General features: G+C 47.7%; 18 protein-coding genes and 1 pseudogene. 1 reads left to right on the forward strand and 18 read right to left on the reverse strand.

The features are described 5' to 3' along the window. Positions 1–92 precede the first annotated feature (92 nt). Positions 93–1,283: an HsdM family class I SAM-dependent methyltransferase gene (locus tag HC660_RS14025; protein ID WP_168748424.1), complete on the reverse strand. Its 1,191-nt coding sequence runs from the start codon at positions 1,281–1,283 to the stop codon at positions 93–95. A gap of 124 nt (positions 1,284–1,407) precedes the next feature. On the opposite strand from HC660_RS14025, the gene HC660_RS14030 reads away from it, so the two are divergent. Next, the gene (locus tag HC660_RS14030) at positions 1,408–1,803 is read left to right on the forward strand and encodes a hypothetical protein (protein ID WP_168748425.1); all 396 of its coding nucleotides are present in this window, start codon (positions 1,408–1,410) and stop codon (positions 1,801–1,803) included. Here HC660_RS14030 and HC660_RS14035 read toward each other — a convergent pair. From HC660_RS14035 to HC660_RS14115, 17 genes and pseudogenes are all read right to left on the reverse strand, one after another. Further along, on the reverse strand, positions 1,779–3,002 hold the full coding sequence (locus HC660_RS14035; protein ID WP_168748426.1) for a DNA cytosine methyltransferase: 1,224 nt from the start codon (positions 3,000–3,002) through the stop codon (positions 1,779–1,781). The two genes, HC660_RS14030 and HC660_RS14035, sit on opposite strands and share 25 nt — an antisense overlap. Next, positions 2,999–3,568 (reverse strand): nucleoside/nucleotide kinase family protein, encoded by a 570-nt coding sequence (locus HC660_RS14040; RefSeq protein WP_168748427.1) that lies wholly within the window; start codon positions 3,566–3,568, stop codon positions 2,999–3,001. The genes HC660_RS14035 and HC660_RS14040 overlap by 4 nt, the downstream gene beginning before the upstream one ends. 677 nt (positions 3,569–4,245) lie before the next feature. Beyond that, positions 4,246–4,362: pseudogene (locus HC660_RS21130) on the reverse strand (hypothetical protein); the annotation flags it as partial. Further along, a complete protein-coding gene (locus HC660_RS14050; RefSeq protein WP_168748428.1) occupies positions 4,363–4,800 on the reverse strand; it encodes a riboflavin biosynthesis intermediates N-glycosidase in 438 nt (145 codons plus the stop codon). A 15-nt stretch (positions 4,801–4,815) separates the two neighbouring features. Beyond that, positions 4,816–5,373, reverse strand: coding sequence for a 3D domain-containing protein (locus HC660_RS14055; protein ID WP_168748429.1), 558 nt, complete (start codon positions 5,371–5,373; stop codon positions 4,816–4,818). A 39-nt stretch (positions 5,374–5,412) separates the two neighbouring features. Further along, positions 5,413–6,237: a thymidylate synthase gene (locus HC660_RS14060; protein ID WP_168748430.1), complete on the reverse strand. Its 825-nt coding sequence runs from the start codon at positions 6,235–6,237 to the stop codon at positions 5,413–5,415. Positions 6,238–6,752: 515 nt separating this feature from the next. Beyond that, positions 6,753–7,307 carry a dUTP diphosphatase gene (locus HC660_RS14065; protein WP_168748431.1) on the reverse strand — a complete coding sequence of 185 codons (555 nt, stop codon included), beginning with the start codon at positions 7,305–7,307 and terminating at the stop codon, positions 6,753–6,755. A 104-nt stretch (positions 7,308–7,411) separates the two neighbouring features. Next, a complete protein-coding gene (locus HC660_RS14070; protein ID WP_168748432.1) occupies positions 7,412–8,455 on the reverse strand; it encodes a ribonucleotide-diphosphate reductase subunit beta in 1,044 nt (347 codons plus the stop codon). After that, positions 8,455–8,910 (reverse strand): NUMOD4 domain-containing protein, encoded by a 456-nt coding sequence (locus HC660_RS14075; protein ID WP_168748433.1) that lies wholly within the window; start codon positions 8,908–8,910, stop codon positions 8,455–8,457. Before HC660_RS14075 ends, HC660_RS14070 begins: the two co-directional genes overlap by 1 nt. Next, entirely contained in the window at positions 8,907–11,177 is a 2,271-nt protein-coding gene (locus tag HC660_RS14080) for a ribonucleoside-diphosphate reductase subunit alpha (protein ID WP_168748434.1), read from the reverse strand. The genes HC660_RS14075 and HC660_RS14080 overlap by 4 nt, the downstream gene beginning before the upstream one ends. After that, positions 11,174–11,368 carry a hypothetical protein gene (locus HC660_RS14085; RefSeq protein WP_168748435.1) on the reverse strand — a complete coding sequence of 65 codons (195 nt, stop codon included), beginning with the start codon at positions 11,366–11,368 and terminating at the stop codon, positions 11,174–11,176. The genes HC660_RS14080 and HC660_RS14085 overlap by 4 nt, the downstream gene beginning before the upstream one ends. Continuing rightward, on the reverse strand, positions 11,365–11,634 hold the full coding sequence (locus HC660_RS14090; RefSeq protein ID WP_168748436.1) for a hypothetical protein: 270 nt from the start codon (positions 11,632–11,634) through the stop codon (positions 11,365–11,367). Before HC660_RS14090 ends, HC660_RS14085 begins: the two co-directional genes overlap by 4 nt. Before the next feature lie 5 nt (positions 11,635–11,639). Next, positions 11,640–12,146: a hypothetical protein gene (locus tag HC660_RS14095; protein ID WP_168748437.1), complete on the reverse strand. Its 507-nt coding sequence runs from the start codon at positions 12,144–12,146 to the stop codon at positions 11,640–11,642. Then, the gene (locus tag HC660_RS14100; RefSeq protein WP_168748438.1) at positions 12,147–12,710 is read right to left on the reverse strand and encodes a RuvC family protein; all 564 of its coding nucleotides are present in this window, start codon (positions 12,708–12,710) and stop codon (positions 12,147–12,149) included. Next, complete coding sequence (locus HC660_RS14105; RefSeq protein ID WP_168748439.1) at positions 12,703–12,864, reverse strand: hypothetical protein; 162 nt, start codon at positions 12,862–12,864, stop codon at positions 12,703–12,705. The genes HC660_RS14100 and HC660_RS14105 overlap by 8 nt, the downstream gene beginning before the upstream one ends. Next, the gene (locus tag HC660_RS14110; protein ID WP_168748440.1) at positions 12,864–13,922 is read right to left on the reverse strand and encodes a hypothetical protein; all 1,059 of its coding nucleotides are present in this window, start codon (positions 13,920–13,922) and stop codon (positions 12,864–12,866) included. The genes HC660_RS14105 and HC660_RS14110 overlap by 1 nt, the downstream gene beginning before the upstream one ends. After that, the gene (locus HC660_RS14115; protein ID WP_168748441.1) at positions 13,923–16,079 is read right to left on the reverse strand and encodes a DNA polymerase; all 2,157 of its coding nucleotides are present in this window, start codon (positions 16,077–16,079) and stop codon (positions 13,923–13,925) included. Positions 16,080–16,160 lie beyond the last annotated feature (81 nt).

The raw sequence follows: 16,160 nt of genomic DNA on the forward strand, positions 1-16,160 counted from the left end.
GCGTTATCGAGCGCATAGGCTGCGTCGAATTCGCGTTCCTTTCGGTGTAGATCGACTTTTACTGAACCCATTCGTAATTCCTCCTTCGCACTCTAGTAATCGCGCTGCCTATCGAAATAATTGCGGACGATTTCGTCCTGCCAACCGAAATCAAACGAGCTCACCATACACCCATTCCATTCGATTTCATCACCGGCGCCTAACGTTAGTTCATTCCAGCGATAAGGACCGTCCGAAAAAGAAGCTTCTGCGTCCCTCATGCCGTCACACTGGCCGTTTCCGTGTGAGAAGAAAAACGCTTCGTTTCCTTTGCCAATACCGTGCCAACTCGGTAAATGCGGATAAAGATTTTCGCGCACAAGATTATCGTCAGTTAAATCGTCAACAAGTTCGTCAAGTTGCGTCAGGCGATGGTCTGACGCAACTGTTGACTTTCCTTTCGCATCCCATCCAATATCTGTTACTTGCGCGAAATAAGCAGGCGGCTGACCTTCGAGAAATTTTGCGTTATATTCCGTTATGTCGGTGTCACCACCTCTTCTGAAATTTGAGCGCCATTTCGTAGTTACCGGAGGTATTAACTCCGTTCTAGGCGGTGCTTTCCGCAGTATTAATATCTGCGTAGGAATCGTAGTACCTACGTGTTGGAACGTTTCTCCCGGAAGTAAAATAGTCGCGACCTGCCAGCACGTTTCGTGCATGAACTTTCGAAGTTTAGAAGCATAGTTAGCGAAGGATATACCCAATGGAAGTACAAACGCAATATAACCGCCAGGCTTAACCGCTTTGATAGCGAGTTCGATAAAAGCGACCTCCGACTTGCCTCCATATTCTCCCTTCTTTTTAGTAATTGACCGCCACTCTTCGTCTTCTTGCGGCTCGAACGTAACGTTTACTCCGTATGGCGGGTTGCCGATTACCAGATCGTAGTAGTCTCTGCGAGCATGCACTAGCGCGTTACCTTCGATAATTTCAGCGTCTGGATATAACAGCGATGTTACTTTTGCGCTTGTCTTATCGAGTTCTAGCGCTGTAATTACCGCATCCCCCGGAGCGTGTTCGAGAAATACGCCGGCACCAACAGAAGGCTCTAGAACCTTCGGAGTCTCTGGCAGCCGTGGCTTTAATACGTCCCATACGAATTTTGCAACGTGGGTAGGCGTAAAGAAGGCGCCTCCGCTAAAGGCATTCGGCAAGAGACCGCCTGCTGATGTATAGTTAGCGCGTAGAAATTCGATATCTTCTTCGGTAATTTGGTCACGATCCTTCGCGATGATTTCCATAGATTTAACATTACCTTCCCATCGTTTACGATCGGCTTTTCCTATAATAACCGTCCCCTTTCGTTGACTCCTTCGTTAAATTCGTTTATGATTAACGTAAACGCTTCCGAAAGGAGTTTCGTTTATGGTTCTTACGTGGATATCTAACGACTTTGAGCGCAATCTCAAAGCGTACATAACTATCGAAAAGCAGCGCCGCCTGTTTATCTCGGCAGGAGCGCGTCGTATAATCGGTCTGCCTACGGATGGTCCGTTTTATCTTACGGTCGCATATGACGCGGAAGAAAAGCGCATCGTGGTCGGCAAGCCCGAGTTAGTAAACCAACCGGACGTTAAGCCGTTCAAGTTCGATAAGCGCGGCAACGTATCGGCCATTCCGTTCTTGCGGAAAGTCGGTATTGATTTCGATAGCCTACCGCAGCGCTATTATTTGATCGGCGATGGCGAGGCGTCCAAGCAAGCGTATCTAGCGTATCCTTCGCACACGTACGCATTTCAATTAGACGCCGACGCCAATTGATCCGCAAGCGCCCGTCCGATGTACCACGCAACGCGCGAGGCGATGCCGTTTCCAACAATCCGATATTGCGCCGATAAGGAAATATCGTCTGGCAGGACGTAAGTATCTGGCGCAGATTGGATTCGGAGGCATTCACGGACGGTGAAACGTCGCGGAGCTTCTGTCGGATGTATCGGCTGACCGCTGTTGTGATGCGCTGGAATCGTATTCGACGGTTTATCTAGCGATTGCACGCGATTGGCTTGATCGTATGTGTATTCGCTTTTTGGCGTCCAATACTTTCCGCAGTCTTGACGTTCGGGTTCCGGTAAATCGCCGATAACATCCCGCAATACTCGCGTTTGATAATCGCCTTCTAACGGCTTCGGAAACTCGAAGGTAAACCCGAGGTTTTTTCGTATTCCGACGATGAACACGCGCTCTCGCTTCTGGGCTACTCCGTAATCCCACGCGCTCATAACCCGCCAACTAATCTCGTAACCTATTTCGTTAAATTTCTCGATAAGCGCATCGAATGTAGGGCGATGACGCTTCGTTATCAACCCTTTTACGTTCTCGAATACGAAAGCTTTCGGCTGCTTGCGTTCAATGATTTCGAGGTAACGCCATACTAATTTACCGCGTTCTCCCTCAACGCCGGCGCCTTTGCCTGCGACCGAGAAATCCTGGCACGGAGGGCCGCCGAATATAACGTCTGTATTCGGTAAACTATTGATATCTACGGCGCTTATGTCCGCCTGTTCTACGTCATCACCGAAGTTATGGCGGTAAGCTTTCACGGCGTTCTTATCGAAGTCCAGAGCCTTCAAGATATCGTAGCCTGCCGCTTTGAAGCCGATTGCACCAAGTCCGCCTCCGCAGAATAATTCAAGTACCGTGAGTCCGTTTGCTGGCTGTTGCGGCGTTAAGTTAAAGTCGCCCATATATTCGCTCCTTTCGATCGGTTCAGTCGGTGGTAAAGCTTGGCAGTGTGTCGGGTTCATAGTGGCGCTTATAGTCCCGGCAGGTGTGTTCCATCTTGCCCGTGAGTAAAACGCCGGAGATTTGTACTTTTTTAAATCGTCTTTAATCCGTTTGAGTCTCGGAGGGAGCAAGTTATATTCGACATCCTTCCAGTTCCCTCCGTCAGGCACGTACTTACATACCTCTGCATCTGAATTCGCCAATTTATTAAATACGTGATTCGGAATATTCGTCAACTCAACACCTCCTCCATCAACGCGTCCAGCTTCGCGTATAATTCATCGATCGCGCCATCGTTTGTAATTTCGTAATCAACTTCGAAGTCTTGTAACGCAAGCTCGGTCGGATGCTTCAGCGCTGCCAAATCGAAGTCATCGCCGGCTTTTCTTGCGCGTTCAATCCGTAGTTCCTCCGGCGCCGTGATGCGAATGATCTTAAACCCTTCGGCGCGCAGTCGGGCGTATTCGTTTGGCTGTCGGCAGTCCTCGATCAGTACGCGGTTCTTAAGCATCGGCGCTAGGTCACCACCACAGTCGCAAGTATACCGAGCCAGGTAAGCGTCCACCTTCGTCATGGCAGCGTTAACCCAGACGTCCTCGCCGAAAGCTTCTCGCGCCCACTGGCCGAACTTTTGGTAATACGCGCGTGGCTTCGGTTTTTCGGGTACGGCGGGGAAAGCGCGATGGAAGGCGGTTTTGAGTTCGTCGCCGAATGCGAACGGATGGAAATCGTAATGGAGCGCCAAATATCCGGCGGCTTCCGACTTGCCTGCGCGTAACGGTGCGGTTAGGGCGAGTTTCATGGGCGTTCCTCTCCCGAGAAAAGAACGTATGAATTTCCGCTATCTTTATCAAGGCCGAGCACAGAAACGAAATCGCCGTCACGACCTACGAAGATTTTTAATGTTTTCCCATCGAGCTCGCTGAGTTTGAACGTCCTGAGAACGTTTGTGGACCGCGCCAGTTCCTCGCCGAGCGTCCGGTTGTCTTTGTGCAGCGTGTCGATTTCGTTTTCGAGGCGTTCAACTGTGCGCTTCAGTTTCGCAACTTCTTGCGCTACGTTTCCGATAGCGAAAACCGTATCGACTGGCTGCGGTTCGTCGGCTTCGGCGGATTCGACCGGGACGAGTACGCGGTATTCTTTATGGAAAAGTCCGTAATTAAATTCTTCGACACTTATACCGGATCCATCGAGCCATCTGTCGGTTTCTTTAGTCGTGAATATAGATCCGGTTTCATAAGTTCCGTCATCATCTACAACGATAACCTTCTCGCCCACTTCCGGCTTGCGATCGGTTAATTCGTAGCGCTCGCCGTCAATGTGCACGATGTCGGTCGGTTCGAGTACGTGATATGCTCCGTAAAGGATATACCACGACTCGTCCTCGTACTTACTTTCAAATTCGACTTCAGCATCGTCAATATCAACGCCAACAACCCTTCCGTATTCTTTTTCGGAATAGTGCGGATAGTCTCCGAAAATAGATACGAGCTTCTCCCCAACCTCCGCCTTCCGATCGACCTCTACGTATTCTCGCTTGATGCCGCCAAGTGTTTCGTCAGCCAGTACGTGGATCTTTGCGTTATTTTGCGTCATTTATTCCGCCTCCTTTTCGTCCTTTAATTCGTTTCTTACGCGCATTAAAATCTTGCCGAGTTTATTCTGTCCTCGACCTCTACAAACGCCCCATATAACGTCACCCCATGTGTTCCCTTCGATTAGTTCACACGATCCAGTATCGAGAAGCCGCCTTCTAAGAACCTCGTTTTGACTAAATTTCGCTGACACTATTTCGTACATGTATTGTTCTTTGACGGACTCCCAATCGGAGCGTAGCTTTACGTTACGCCCCTTTCTCTTCGCGTGATTCGGAGGGAGTTCTGCGAATTGTTTCCGTATATCATTAGACAATACTTTCATCGCTTGAAAGGCTGCTTCATTATTTTGATACGTGATACCTTCGTATGTCACCGGTGCTGAATAGAAGTTACTAAGAAAATAAAACTTTCCGCGAAACTCATCTATTTTGTTCATCCGAGCGCCCTCCCGTTAATTTATTACGCGAACCTGCACCGACTGCCGCCCGAACTGCATCGCGTGGGCTTCGTCCGCAACTAATACGTCAATCTTGGCGCCTTTAATGTAACCGCCCGTATCTTGCGCCACCGCTTCAAACATCGTGCCGTCCGCCTGTTTTACTTCAACCGTCGAGCCCAACGCAATCACTGACGGATCGACCGCTATGATGCGCTTGCCGGCGTGGTAGATCGTTCCGGTTACGTCGATGCCCGTTGAGGTAATGCCGCTGCAACCTTCGGGGCAGTCCGCCGTATAAGCCGAAGCCTCGAACGTTTGCCATGCGCTTTGCTTTGTGGTTTTATTTTCGTTAACAATTTCGTTAGTCACTTCCGGTTTAGTACGCTCCTCTTTAGCTTGCGCCTTCAACGCCTTCACTTCGCTCTCTAGCGCCTGGATACGCGCGTCTTTCTTTTCCGCCTCAGCTTCCGCTTTTTGCAGCGCTGCCTCTTCTTCGGTGATTCGTGGCGGGTCTGGCGGTGGCGGCTCCGGAGGCTTGGCGGTCGGGTTCGTAAGTAATTGCGTTGACATCGCTAGATTCGTTAGTATACCGATAAAATCAGTCCTTTCTTATATCGCTACTTTTCCGGTTAATTTAGGGTGCGGCTCGTATCCGATAATCTCAAAATCGTCGAACTTAAAGTCGTCGATATCCGTGACTTTTCTTTTAATACGCAACTCTGGAAGACTTCGCGGCTCTCTCGTCAGTTGCGTTTTTATTTGATCGATATGATTCGTGTATATATGCGCATCACCAATCGTGTGAACAAATTCACCGACTTCTAAATCGGTAACATGCGCGATCATGTGCGTTAGTAGCGAGTAGCTTGCGATATTGAACGGAACACCGAGGAATACGTCGCCGGAGCGTTGGTATAACTGACATGATAGGCGTCCATTTGCTACGTAGAATTGAAATGCGAAATGACAAGGCGGTAGCGCCATTTGGTCGAGTTCGCCGACATTCCATGCGTTAACAATCAAGCGACGGCTGTTGGGATTGTTGCGAATTTGCGAGATTACTTCCGCGATTTGATCGATGCCGTCTTGATGAGGAACGAGCCCTTCATCATGTTCTATCGCTTGCCAGTTCCGCCACTGCTCGCCATAGACTGGACCTAAGTCGCCATTTTCGTCAGCCCATTCGTTCCATATGCGAACGCCGTTATCCGTTAAATATTTCGTATTTGTATCCCCGCTTAGAAACCACAGCAGCTCATGCGCGATTGACGGCCAGTGCAGCTTCTTCGTTGTAAGTAACGGAAAGCCTTCGCGAAGATTAAAGCGCATCTGATAACCGAATGCTGAGAGCGTTCCCGTTCCAGTTCTATCAGACTTCTCGACGCCGTTCTCTAGTATGTGTCGCGCTAAGTCTAAGTATTGTTTATCCGCCATTTATTCTCATCCTCCGTATCCACTATGAGAACTACTTCCGAATAATCCGATTGAAACAATTAAGGCGGTTATAAGCGCCGACATTGTAAGGGGAATAAAAAATACTGCCAAGCCTGTACAGGCATCCGACTCAAGCGTAATAAGCTGTGTGATCAGATATGCGAAAAAGAAAACACATGTCCCGTATATAATCCAAAACCGCATTTATTCGTCCTCCAATCGTTGTAACAATCGTCTGTATTCTCGTTTAATTGCGTTTCTACTCGCCCCAGCAAGCGCCAGTGTATGCAATCCAACTTCACGCTCAAGCTCCGCGTACTGTTCGGCTGAGATTGCGTTCAGATTAACGAATAACCCACGTCTATTTTTCGCAATCCAGCGCAACGTAGTTTTAAACGGCTTATGGTATACGGACATGTGTAACGCGATGAATTCCGGTGTCCTATCGTCAAGTATTCGGAAGGGAAACTGCATAGCCCATCGCGTTTTACCACTTTTGCGAGGGAGTGGCGCCATTATATCCGCTCCTTCCCCATCGGTTCTCTGAAGTATTCCGGATGTGGGCTGCCGACTCCACTACTCCCAAAACCGCCCGCACCACGATCGCTATCGCCGAGCGCATCAACTTCCGTAAACACCGCCTGCTCGACCGGCTTGATTACAGCTTGCGCGATGCGATCGCCTTTGCGGATGATGTACGTATTGTAACGATGTAGTTCTCGGTCAGTACTCGCTATAAGTCTTCCGGAGATATCCTTAACCATCCGCGAAACTGACTCAGGCGCCTGTGCGATATTATCGACAACCACGCCAACCTCGCCCGTATATCCGCAATCTACAGTACCGAGCTGCACCCGCAATTTAGTCTTCAGCGTAATGCCTGATCGCGGTCGGATCTGCATTTCGTAGCCCTCCGGAATCTCGAACGCCAAGCCCGTCGGCACACACGCGGTTGCACCCGGTTCAATAATTACGTCAGCCGCCGCGACTAGATCGAAGCCAGCGTCCGTTGCGTGTGCGTAGGCCGGTATTTGTGCGTCCGGTGTTAAGCGTTTTATATTTACGTTCATTTCGTTTCCTCCTTCGTTAGGTCCTCATTTATAACTGCGTATTAACTTTCCGTTTGGCACAACGCCTTCATATATAACTGCGTATAAAGTTCGGAGAATGGACATCAAAGTTCGTCGAATCCGTTATCTTGGCCTACTTTAGTATACTGGCGGCTTTTTTGTTCGAAGAAATCAGATTTTCCTAAGTCGACTTCTTCATACGCCTTGATCCAACGCATTGGATTTCGTCTAGGGGCTTCAGGGAAAGCTTTGTGTCCGTACCCTAATTGATTGCAACGCACGTTTGCGTAAAACTTAATATAGTTTTCTAGATCATCCATGGAGATTCCATCGATCTTATCCCCAATAACTGAGCGCCCCCACTCAACCTCTAATTCAGCAGCTTTACGAAATGTCTCAACTGCGAAATCCTCCAGTTCCGGCGTGTTATATTCTGGATTCTCGTCTAGCACGGCTTTATAAATCTTAACAAACAAGTCTACGTGGATCTGTTCATCGCGATTAATATAGTTGATCATCGTAGAGGTGCCTACCATCTTTTGATTACGGGCAAGATTGTAAAAGAACGCAAAACCTGAATAGAAGAATAGACCTTCGAGAATGACATCAAAAATAATAGATTTTAGCAGGTTCTCAATAGTTGGTGATTCTGCGAAATCTTTGTACCCTCTAGTCACAAAGTCATTACGCTGCTTTAATGTTTCTTCAGTTCTCCAGTAATCAAATACTTCGTTTTGTACATGTTGAGGAACTACGGATGAGAGAACGTAACTGTAGGAATGGTTGTGGATCACTTCTTGCTGTGCGAGCATAATCATCAGTGCGTTGACTGAGGAATCTGTTAGGTAATCGGCGACTTTACCGGCATAGTCTGATTGAATTGAATCCAGGAGGGCGAGTAAGCCAATTATCTTTAGGAACGCATCCTTTTCAGTATTAGATAAATTTGGATAACTTTTTACATCAGCGCTCATATTGATCTCAAACGGCTGCCAAAAGTTCGCAAGCATTCTTTTATATTTCGGATAAGCCCACGAATATCTAACATCATCCCAATTAAGTACATTAGATGAGCTCCCATTGATAATTCCGGTTGATTTATTTGGTGCTGATGAATCCATTATGCTACGCTTAACTACTTCGCTCATTAAATTACCTCTCTTCTTGTTTTATTTATAATTGCTGATGCATGAGACTGCGATAAACCGAATTCTCTCATCACATCTGTATAGTGCATGTTTTTGTTACGAATCTGACGAACGTCATAATTACTAATTTTCATTTGGTGTTTCCTTAATCCTATTCGGTATGAGTGCAGTAGATTTTCTCTTCCGGTTACCCACTCTAAGTTATCTACACAATTATTCATCTTGTTTCCATCTTTGTGATTGACTTGCAGGGAACCGCAGTTATCTGAAGGTATAAAGTGCATCGCCACTAGGCGATGGACTTTGTATTCTTTCCCGCGCAAACTAGCTCGATCGTATCCTTTCTTATCAGGGCGATGTTTCAGAATCCGGCCGGATTTATTATTTCGAACCCGGCCTTTATTGCTAACACTGTACATAGGATCTTGCTTTATAGTTCGCCATTCTTCTGTCATGAAGCACACCACTCACATTCTTCAATTGCACTGGATGTTGAGCGAACGTAATAGGAGGTTTTCAGTCCCTCACTCCACGCCATCATGTGTAAATCAAGCAGATCCTTCGCTTTAATAGCGTTTGTGACGTACATATTGAACGAGATAGATTGATCTATGTGGCGCTGCCTTGCTGCGTTTTGTCGAATACTCCATTTTTGATCGATTAAGTACGCCGTCTTACGATATACGTTATACGTTCTGTGGCCGATATCAGGCGCTGTGACGGGGATTTTGTAATCTTTCTTCTCCTCGCTATACTCGATGTTAAATATCGGATCTATTGTCGCTGTAGATCCCGCAATAATTGACGTAGATGCGTTGGGTGCAACTGCCATTAGATATCCATTTCGAATCCCATTATCGCGAACAGAAATCGCCAATTCCGTCCATCTTGATTCGTCATAGTCAGGGTATCTTTGCTCGAAGTAAGCACCTGTATGCCAATCCGATCCCTCGAACATCGGGTATGCGCCTTTTTCAATCGCTAAGGACGCGCTCGCTTTAATCGTAAGGAACGCAATTTCTTCGTAAATCTCATCCGCTAATCGTACTGCTTCATCCGTTTCCCACTCGATTCCTTTTAGTGCAAGCAAATGATGCCACCCGAACGTTCCGAGCCCCACTGCGCGATATTTTTTATTAGTTAGCTGCGCTTGCTTTACTTCGATTGTATTTAAATCGATAACGTTATCTAACATACGAACTTGTATCGGTACTAACTTCGTTAAAACATCGTCAATTACAGCACGCGCTAAGTTAATCGACGATAAGTTACAGACTACGAAATCGCCTGGCGTTTTTACTGTTACAATCTTGCCGTCTTCTGTGTACGATTCTTCAACCATTGTTGCCGACATGTTCTGAGCAATCTCCACACATAGGTTAGACGAATAAATCATTCCGACGTGTTTATTCGGATTTTTCCTGTTTACTTCATCGCGATAAAACATATAAGGCGTCCCGGCCTCTAGCTGCGAAATCATAATTCGTTTCATAATATCGATAGCTGCAACCTTCTCTTTAGACAGATCATTATTTCTTACGCACTCGTCGTATTTTTCTCGAAAAGAACCTTCGCCTTTCTTTTCATCATAGAAATCCTCTAACGAATATCCCATTACTTTACGGACCTCATGCGGATCAAACAAATACCAATCACCACGCTTCTGTACCGTCTCCATAAATAGATCCGGAATACATACACCAGTAAACAGATCATGAGTCCGCAAACGCTCATCTCCGTTATTTAGCTTCGCATCTAAAAACGAAAAGATGTCTTTATGCCATACGTCTAAATATACTGCGATCGATCCTTTACGCGTGCCGAGCTGATCGACTGATACCGCAGTATTATTAAGTTGCTTCATCCACGGAATTACTCCGCTAGAAACCCCTTTATGTCCACGAATATCAGAACCTCGCGCTCGAATCTTCCCTAGATAAACACCAATACCTCCACCGCCTTTAGAAAGATTAGCGACATCTGTATTTGAGTCAAAAATACCCTGAAGGGAATCATCTACCGTGTCAATAAAGCAACTAGATAACTGCCCGTACGACTTACCCGCATTTGCTAATGTAGGGGTTGCAACAGTCATATATAAGTTAGACAAAGCCCAATATGATTCACGAACAAGCTCTAACCGAATACTCTTGTCTTCCTCAGACATTAGATGCATCGCGATAATAAGAAAACGTTCTTGGGGTAGCTCAAAGACCTTTCCATTAAGGTCCTTAGCTAAGTACCGATCACTTAACGTTTTAAGTCCGATATAGGTGAACAGTTTATCTTTTTCGGGGTCAATTATTTTCGCCAGGTCTCGAATTTCACCTTTCGTATACCGCTCTAACAACCAAGACGAGTACACTCCCTCGTCGGTAAGTGATGTTAATAAAGAATAGAAATCACCATATTTCCTACTGGCGTCATAAACGCGACTTTTGCTTGCCTGCTTATAGAGGCTACGCAGATGAACGTATGACGCCACGTAGGTCCATTCCGGGCTCGCCATATCAATGTTCTCTAACGCAGTCATAATTAAAAGATTCGTAATTTGATCAGCCTTGTACTCGTCTCTGGCCGTGATTGTTGCGATTACTTTATCCGTATAAGCCCCTACGCTCAGTTTTGGATAATTTCTAGTTGCGGACTGGATAAACGCTAATAATCTAGGCTCATCAAATGGCAGGCTTCTCTTTCCGTCGTTTTTAATAATATCCGTCATCTAACCGACCCCTTCCGTCTCTCAATTTCTTCTTCCAACGCCGCTATATTCGCAAGCCGCCGATCCCTTTCGATCCGTAACTCGATAAGCTGCCGTTCATGCCGATTGATTGCGTAATCATCTTCGGCAAGTCCTTCGCGATGAATCCTTAACATCTGCCGCAGCTGTGCGTCCGTCGCTGATCCCATCATTCGGCTGATCCCTCCGTTTCGCGTTTACGCTTGTGATTTCGGTAAGGTTCGACGATCAGCCAATTGATGAATTTGATGGTTAATGCGCCAAGTATCAATAACGCAACAATCGTTAAAATTACCTTCACTACCACGGCTACAATCGGAAAAATGTTAAGCAGCACCGGGATAACTGCAAGAGATATCGCTACAATACTGCCGAGTAGTAATCCGATAACTGCAAAGACGAAATAGACAACGGTTTTTATAAGTCTCTGCTTAAACATTCGCATCACTCCAAATCGATTTTATATTCGGTTGTGACCGTATTTTCCGGAAGATAAAACTCGTACGACTCTCTTGACGCCTCTTTACCATAGAAGAAACGCGCAAAGGATGATTTAAATTCCATATCGTAAGTCACAACGTAAGGTTTCATGTATTTTCCTTCCTTCATTTTCGAATCCTCAACGGCCGCTTTACTTATGGATTTAAACCCGTTCTTCTCCGTTACGAAGTAAAAGTATTGTTCTTCATCAACTGTACCGGAACCAAGTACGAAACTTCCGCTTGTTTTAGCGTTATCTTTAATTGAGTAAATTTCCGTTTTATGTGGATTAACCGCTTTGGTTTCAGCAAAAAACGAGGGAATTACAGCTATTAGAAACACAATTAAAGCCGCGATTAGCGCTAAGAATGCTCCAAATAGATAATCTATAAACTCCGGATAATACGCATTACAAACAAATATTATAAACACAGTGATTGCAGCAAGACATACTAGAATGTAAAGCCCCATCTATTCGTCCTCCTTCGGTTTATCTATTACGCCTACATGAATCAACCACGCAAGCCCAATCGCAGCCGCATCGCTTTCATCGAAATTAGCGAACTCGCCGGTGTATCCAGTCATGCGCCGCACCGCCGCCTGTAATTCGTCCTTCTCCGCTTTACCTGTCCCGGCAACCAACGACTTAACACGCGTGGCTGAAATACCTAGTTGCGGTTGTTTTGCGTTCGGTGTCTTCCAATACTTATCGAACGTAAGCCCGAATCGCGACGTTGCCCGTTCACACGCGTTCCATGCCGCCAGCACCGGATAGTTCGAGGTCGACGTTTTGCCGGCGAAGTCTTCCCGCACCACATAGTCGAAGCCATCTCGCGGACAGTTTTTATCGAGAAAGACTTTCGCCCATCCTTCGATAACTTCCGCCCGGTGCGCATGTGATCGACTGGAATTCGGCTTAACGTGCGATAACGCTTTGATCGTGGGCTTTCGGTTGCGTGCCTCGATTATCGCGACGCCAGGGCAGGTCATCGACGTATCGAACGCGAGGCACCGGATAGGCTTGGCGCTACTCATCCTCCGCCGCCTTCCACCCTGCGATTAGTCCCAGAACACAAGAAATAGGGAACGATAATGCATCGCCAGCCTCCGGATTCACTAGTGATATCGAAACGTTAATGATAATCGAAAGCAATACCGCAATTAATGTATATAGGATAAATCTTGACATTAAACCGCCTCCCCTTTGCGTACTTTTTCGATAAACTCTAGCGCCCCGGCGTACTGCCGCTTAGTAGATTCGTATACATTAGACCGCCTTACCTGCGAAACCTTATCGCGTATGGCCGCCAGTTCAGCGTCCGTCAGCGATTGTGCAATAGCCGTCTTAAAGCCGTTAAACGTCCAGCCGTTAAGATCCAGCGTCATTGGCTTGCGTTCATCCACCGACGTCTGTATTTCTACGAATCTATCGAGCAACGCGTCAATGTCCGCCTGGCTAATTTCGACGCCGAACGCTCGGATGTCCGGGCTTTTCTCGAACTCGCCTTCCGGATATTCCCACGCTTTTTTCGCCGCGTTTACGTAGAGAATTACGTACAGATCAACGCCGTACATTTCCGCATAGGCAACGCATTGCTTGACGTGTTTCTCGTCCGGCTTCTTCAGCGAATGGAACGACGTACGGGCCGCGCTCGTTTGCTTCGACTTGATTTCGAGGCCGACGCGTAGTAGCTCACCGTCTTCCGTTACATAGCGCATAATACCGTCGCATGTTCCGTATAAATGAAACGTCTTGCCTCCGCGCTCGATCTTATGGCTCCGTTTTGCAAAGTCCTCGAACATTGGCGTTCCGTCTTCGTTGCGTTCGAAACTGAACGGACAGGGCCGGCCGGTTTTCTTTTCGAAGTGTTTTTCCATAAAGAGAATATCGCGCTGGATCATATCGCCGATCGCCGTTCCGATGCGCGTCCAGCGACCTTGATACGGAGGCTTTCGCGTTTCGTCTTTCGGTGATCCGATCGCTTTGTGGTATAACTCGCGCGGACAGGCGTTTGCAGATGACGGTGAAAAATACGGCTTCTTCGGAAATACTTTCGGAGCGTCTGCGTACCATCGGTGTATCTGCGCGTCCAGTGCGTTATCCCACGTTTCCGGAAGCGAGTGCCATTCGTTTAAATATTCGATGAGTTCATCCGCAATCTGCTGCGCGTATGTGGTCGGCTCGGGCGCCGGCGCTAATTGGGCGCGGAGTGAATTTGCGGCTGATCGTGCGTTTGCGTTCGTCAATTAATCGTCCCCTTTCGTTTTAAACCATTCGTCCACCGTAAAGCCTTCGCCCCATCTTCGGCTGATCTCAATATCCGTCTTATTCGGCACATCTAGCCGCAATGTATTCAGCATCACCGCTTCGAAATCCGCTACGTCTTCACGCGTTAAAGTTTCCGGAGCATAAACGGCAACCTCGTCGTGTACCGAGAAGGCCATCGTCCATCCTTTGCGGCGGCATAATTTCTGTAGTTCGATCATCGTTAGCTTCGTCTGTATGGCCGCGCTGCCCTGGATAATCGCGTTTGTTGCCTGGCGCATTGCCCGGAACTGCGTAAATCTATCGCGCGATTTAGCTTCGGGCAGCCTGCGTTTGCGTCCGTGAAGCATTTGAACGTATCCGTAACGCTTCGCAAATTGTTCATTGCCGTCAATCCACGCTTTAACTTTCGGATATTTCTCGTAGAACTGCGCGATAAAGTCTTTCGCTTCCTGCTCCGTAATGCCTAGCTGATCGGCGAGCGTTTTCGGGCCCGTGCCGTACATAACCGCGAGTATGCCCGTTTTCATCATCTTCCGGTATTTAGAACCATCGCCGCATTCTTCGATAGGCAAGCCGAATAATTCGCTGGCAGCCGTTGAATAAAGATCGCGCCCTTCACGGTAAGCATTTACGAGGACTTCTTCGCCAGTAAAATGCGATAGAAATCTCGGTTCCTGCTGCGAGAAGTCACCGGATAAAATAACCTGACCCGGAGGAGCGACGAATAACTTACGCGCAAAGTACGGCTGGTTTTGTAGGTTCGGATTGTTCGAAGAAAAACGACCGGTCACGGTGCCAGTTTGATTGAAATTACCGTGAATGCGTCCGTCTGCCTTTACCTGTTGCGGTAAAGCTTCGATATATGTGCCGAGCAGCTTCGTTTTTTCGCGATAAGATAACAGGAGCTTAATGCCCTCGTGATGTGGCGCCAGTAACTTAAGCGTCTTTACGTCGGTCGATTTCTTGAAACCGTTCGGCAAGTAACGGTCGAGCTTCAGTTCATCGAAGAACTTTTCCGATAGCTGTGCCGGTGAATTGAAGTTGATCTCGCCGAAGTGACTACGCAAGCCCTCTTCAATATCGACCAGTTCCGCTTTCAGTTCGGCGCCCAACGTTTTAGCCTTCTCGATATCCAAGACGAAGCCGGCCGCCTCCATCTCGACCGACACACCGATCGTTGGATTCTCGACTTGTTCGTAGTATTCGAGCAGTCCAATCTTTCGCAAATGTTCGCATTGGAAGTTTCGTAATTTGAGCGTAACGTCACCGTCCTTCGCCGCATAAGCCAGCGCAACATTTAGATCGGCGACTTCGTGAAAGCCAGCCTTACCGAATAACTCATCGTATGTCTGCGAAGGAATGCCGAGATATTTAGTAACGAGATCCTTCAGTCTGTAAGATCCGCCAGTCACGCGCTCATTTTCGTTAAGAATATGCATCGCGAACTGCGTATCCCACGCTAAGCCACGCAATGTAACGCCTTCGTGCGATAACATATGAATATCGAATTTTCCGTTATGCGCGATCTTTTTAACGGAAGCATCTTCGTAAATCGGTTTTAGTTTCTCCATCACGTAATCATGCGGCAGCTGCGGCGCATCTGTAACGTGTTTGGTCGGAATGTAAGCGTGTATGTTCGCCTTGACTGCGCTTATTACATTACCTACGATTCGGTCTTCCCACGTATCAGCGCCAGTCGTCTCTACGTCAAATACGATTTCTTCTTCGTTATCCAGCAACGCCAGGAATTCGTCTAAGCGCGCTTCAGTCGTTATCAGCCAGTAATTATCCGGCGTGTTCTCGACCATCTGCCGTAAGGTTTCTTCGCGCTGGGCTTCCTGTAGCGTCTTCCATAACCGAAGCGCCTCCGCCTTGCTGAACGCTTTAGGGTTGCCGGCCTTATTAACGCAGTCAGCCGGATCGCGCGCCAGATTGCCCGCATCCATGGCCGCCTTGACTTCGGTGAGCCGTTTGCGGTCGGCATCCGATAGCTTCATCGCGAATATCTTGCGCCAGCTTTCCTCGATCGGCTCGGCGGTTTTGGCTTTCGCCTTCCGCTTAACCGTCGCCTGGACCGCGTCCGTTTTCGGCGCAGCCGGCTTCAGCGCGTTCAAGTTTAACCGTAAGCCTTCCATCCGTCGTCCTCCTTTCGCGTTTTACAGATCGACCGCCTCCGTCCATCTCCGTTTATATTCCGCTGCGTTATCCGCATACCA

The organism is Bacillus mojavensis, from assembly GCF_012648005.1.
In the GTDB taxonomy this organism is placed as follows: domain Bacteria; phylum Bacillota; class Bacilli; order Bacillales; family Bacillaceae; genus Bacillus; species Bacillus mojavensis.

Excerpts from the sequence above, each read along its gene's own strand:
- HC660_RS14070 (WP_168748432.1), bottom strand. The coding sequence starts at position 8,455 with ATGAGCGAAGTAGTTAAGCGTAGCATAATGGATTCATCAGCACCAAAT.
- HC660_RS14055 (WP_168748429.1), bottom strand. The coding sequence starts at position 5,373 with ATGTCAACGCAATTACTTACGAACCCGACCGCCAAGCCTCCGGAGCCG.
- HC660_RS14065 (WP_168748431.1), bottom strand. The coding sequence starts at position 7,307 with ATGAACGTAAATATAAAACGCTTAACACCGGACGCACAAATACCGGCC.
- HC660_RS14115 (WP_168748441.1), bottom strand. The coding sequence starts at position 16,079 with ATGGAAGGCTTACGGTTAAACTTGAACGCGCTGAAGCCGGCTGCGCCG.
- HC660_RS14100 (WP_168748438.1), bottom strand. The coding sequence starts at position 12,710 with ATGAGTAGCGCCAAGCCTATCCGGTGCCTCGCGTTCGATACGTCGATG.
- HC660_RS14090 (WP_168748436.1), bottom strand. The coding sequence starts at position 11,634 with ATGTTTAAGCAGAGACTTATAAAAACCGTTGTCTATTTCGTCTTTGCA.
- HC660_RS14025 (WP_168748424.1), bottom strand. The coding sequence starts at position 1,283 with ATGGAAATCATCGCGAAGGATCGTGACCAAATTACCGAAGAAGATATC.
- HC660_RS14095 (WP_168748437.1), bottom strand. The coding sequence starts at position 12,146 with ATGGGGCTTTACATTCTAGTATGTCTTGCTGCAATCACTGTGTTTATA.
- HC660_RS14105 (WP_168748439.1), bottom strand. The coding sequence starts at position 12,864 with ATGTCAAGATTTATCCTATATACATTAATTGCGGTATTGCTTTCGATT.
- HC660_RS14080 (WP_168748434.1), bottom strand. The coding sequence starts at position 11,177 with ATGACGGATATTATTAAAAACGACGGAAAGAGAAGCCTGCCATTTGAT.
- HC660_RS14085 (WP_168748435.1), bottom strand. The coding sequence starts at position 11,368 with ATGATGGGATCAGCGACGGACGCACAGCTGCGGCAGATGTTAAGGATT.
- HC660_RS14060 (WP_168748430.1), bottom strand. The coding sequence starts at position 6,237 with ATGGCGGATAAACAATACTTAGACTTAGCGCGACACATACTAGAGAAC.
- HC660_RS14040 (WP_168748427.1), bottom strand. The coding sequence starts at position 3,568 with ATGAAACTCGCCCTAACCGCACCGTTACGCGCAGGCAAGTCGGAAGCC.
- HC660_RS14050 (WP_168748428.1), bottom strand. The coding sequence starts at position 4,800 with ATGAACAAAATAGATGAGTTTCGCGGAAAGTTTTATTTTCTTAGTAAC.
- HC660_RS14030 (WP_168748425.1), top strand. The coding sequence starts at position 1,408 with ATGGTTCTTACGTGGATATCTAACGACTTTGAGCGCAATCTCAAAGCG.
- HC660_RS14075 (WP_168748433.1), bottom strand. The coding sequence starts at position 8,910 with ATGACAGAAGAATGGCGAACTATAAAGCAAGATCCTATGTACAGTGTT.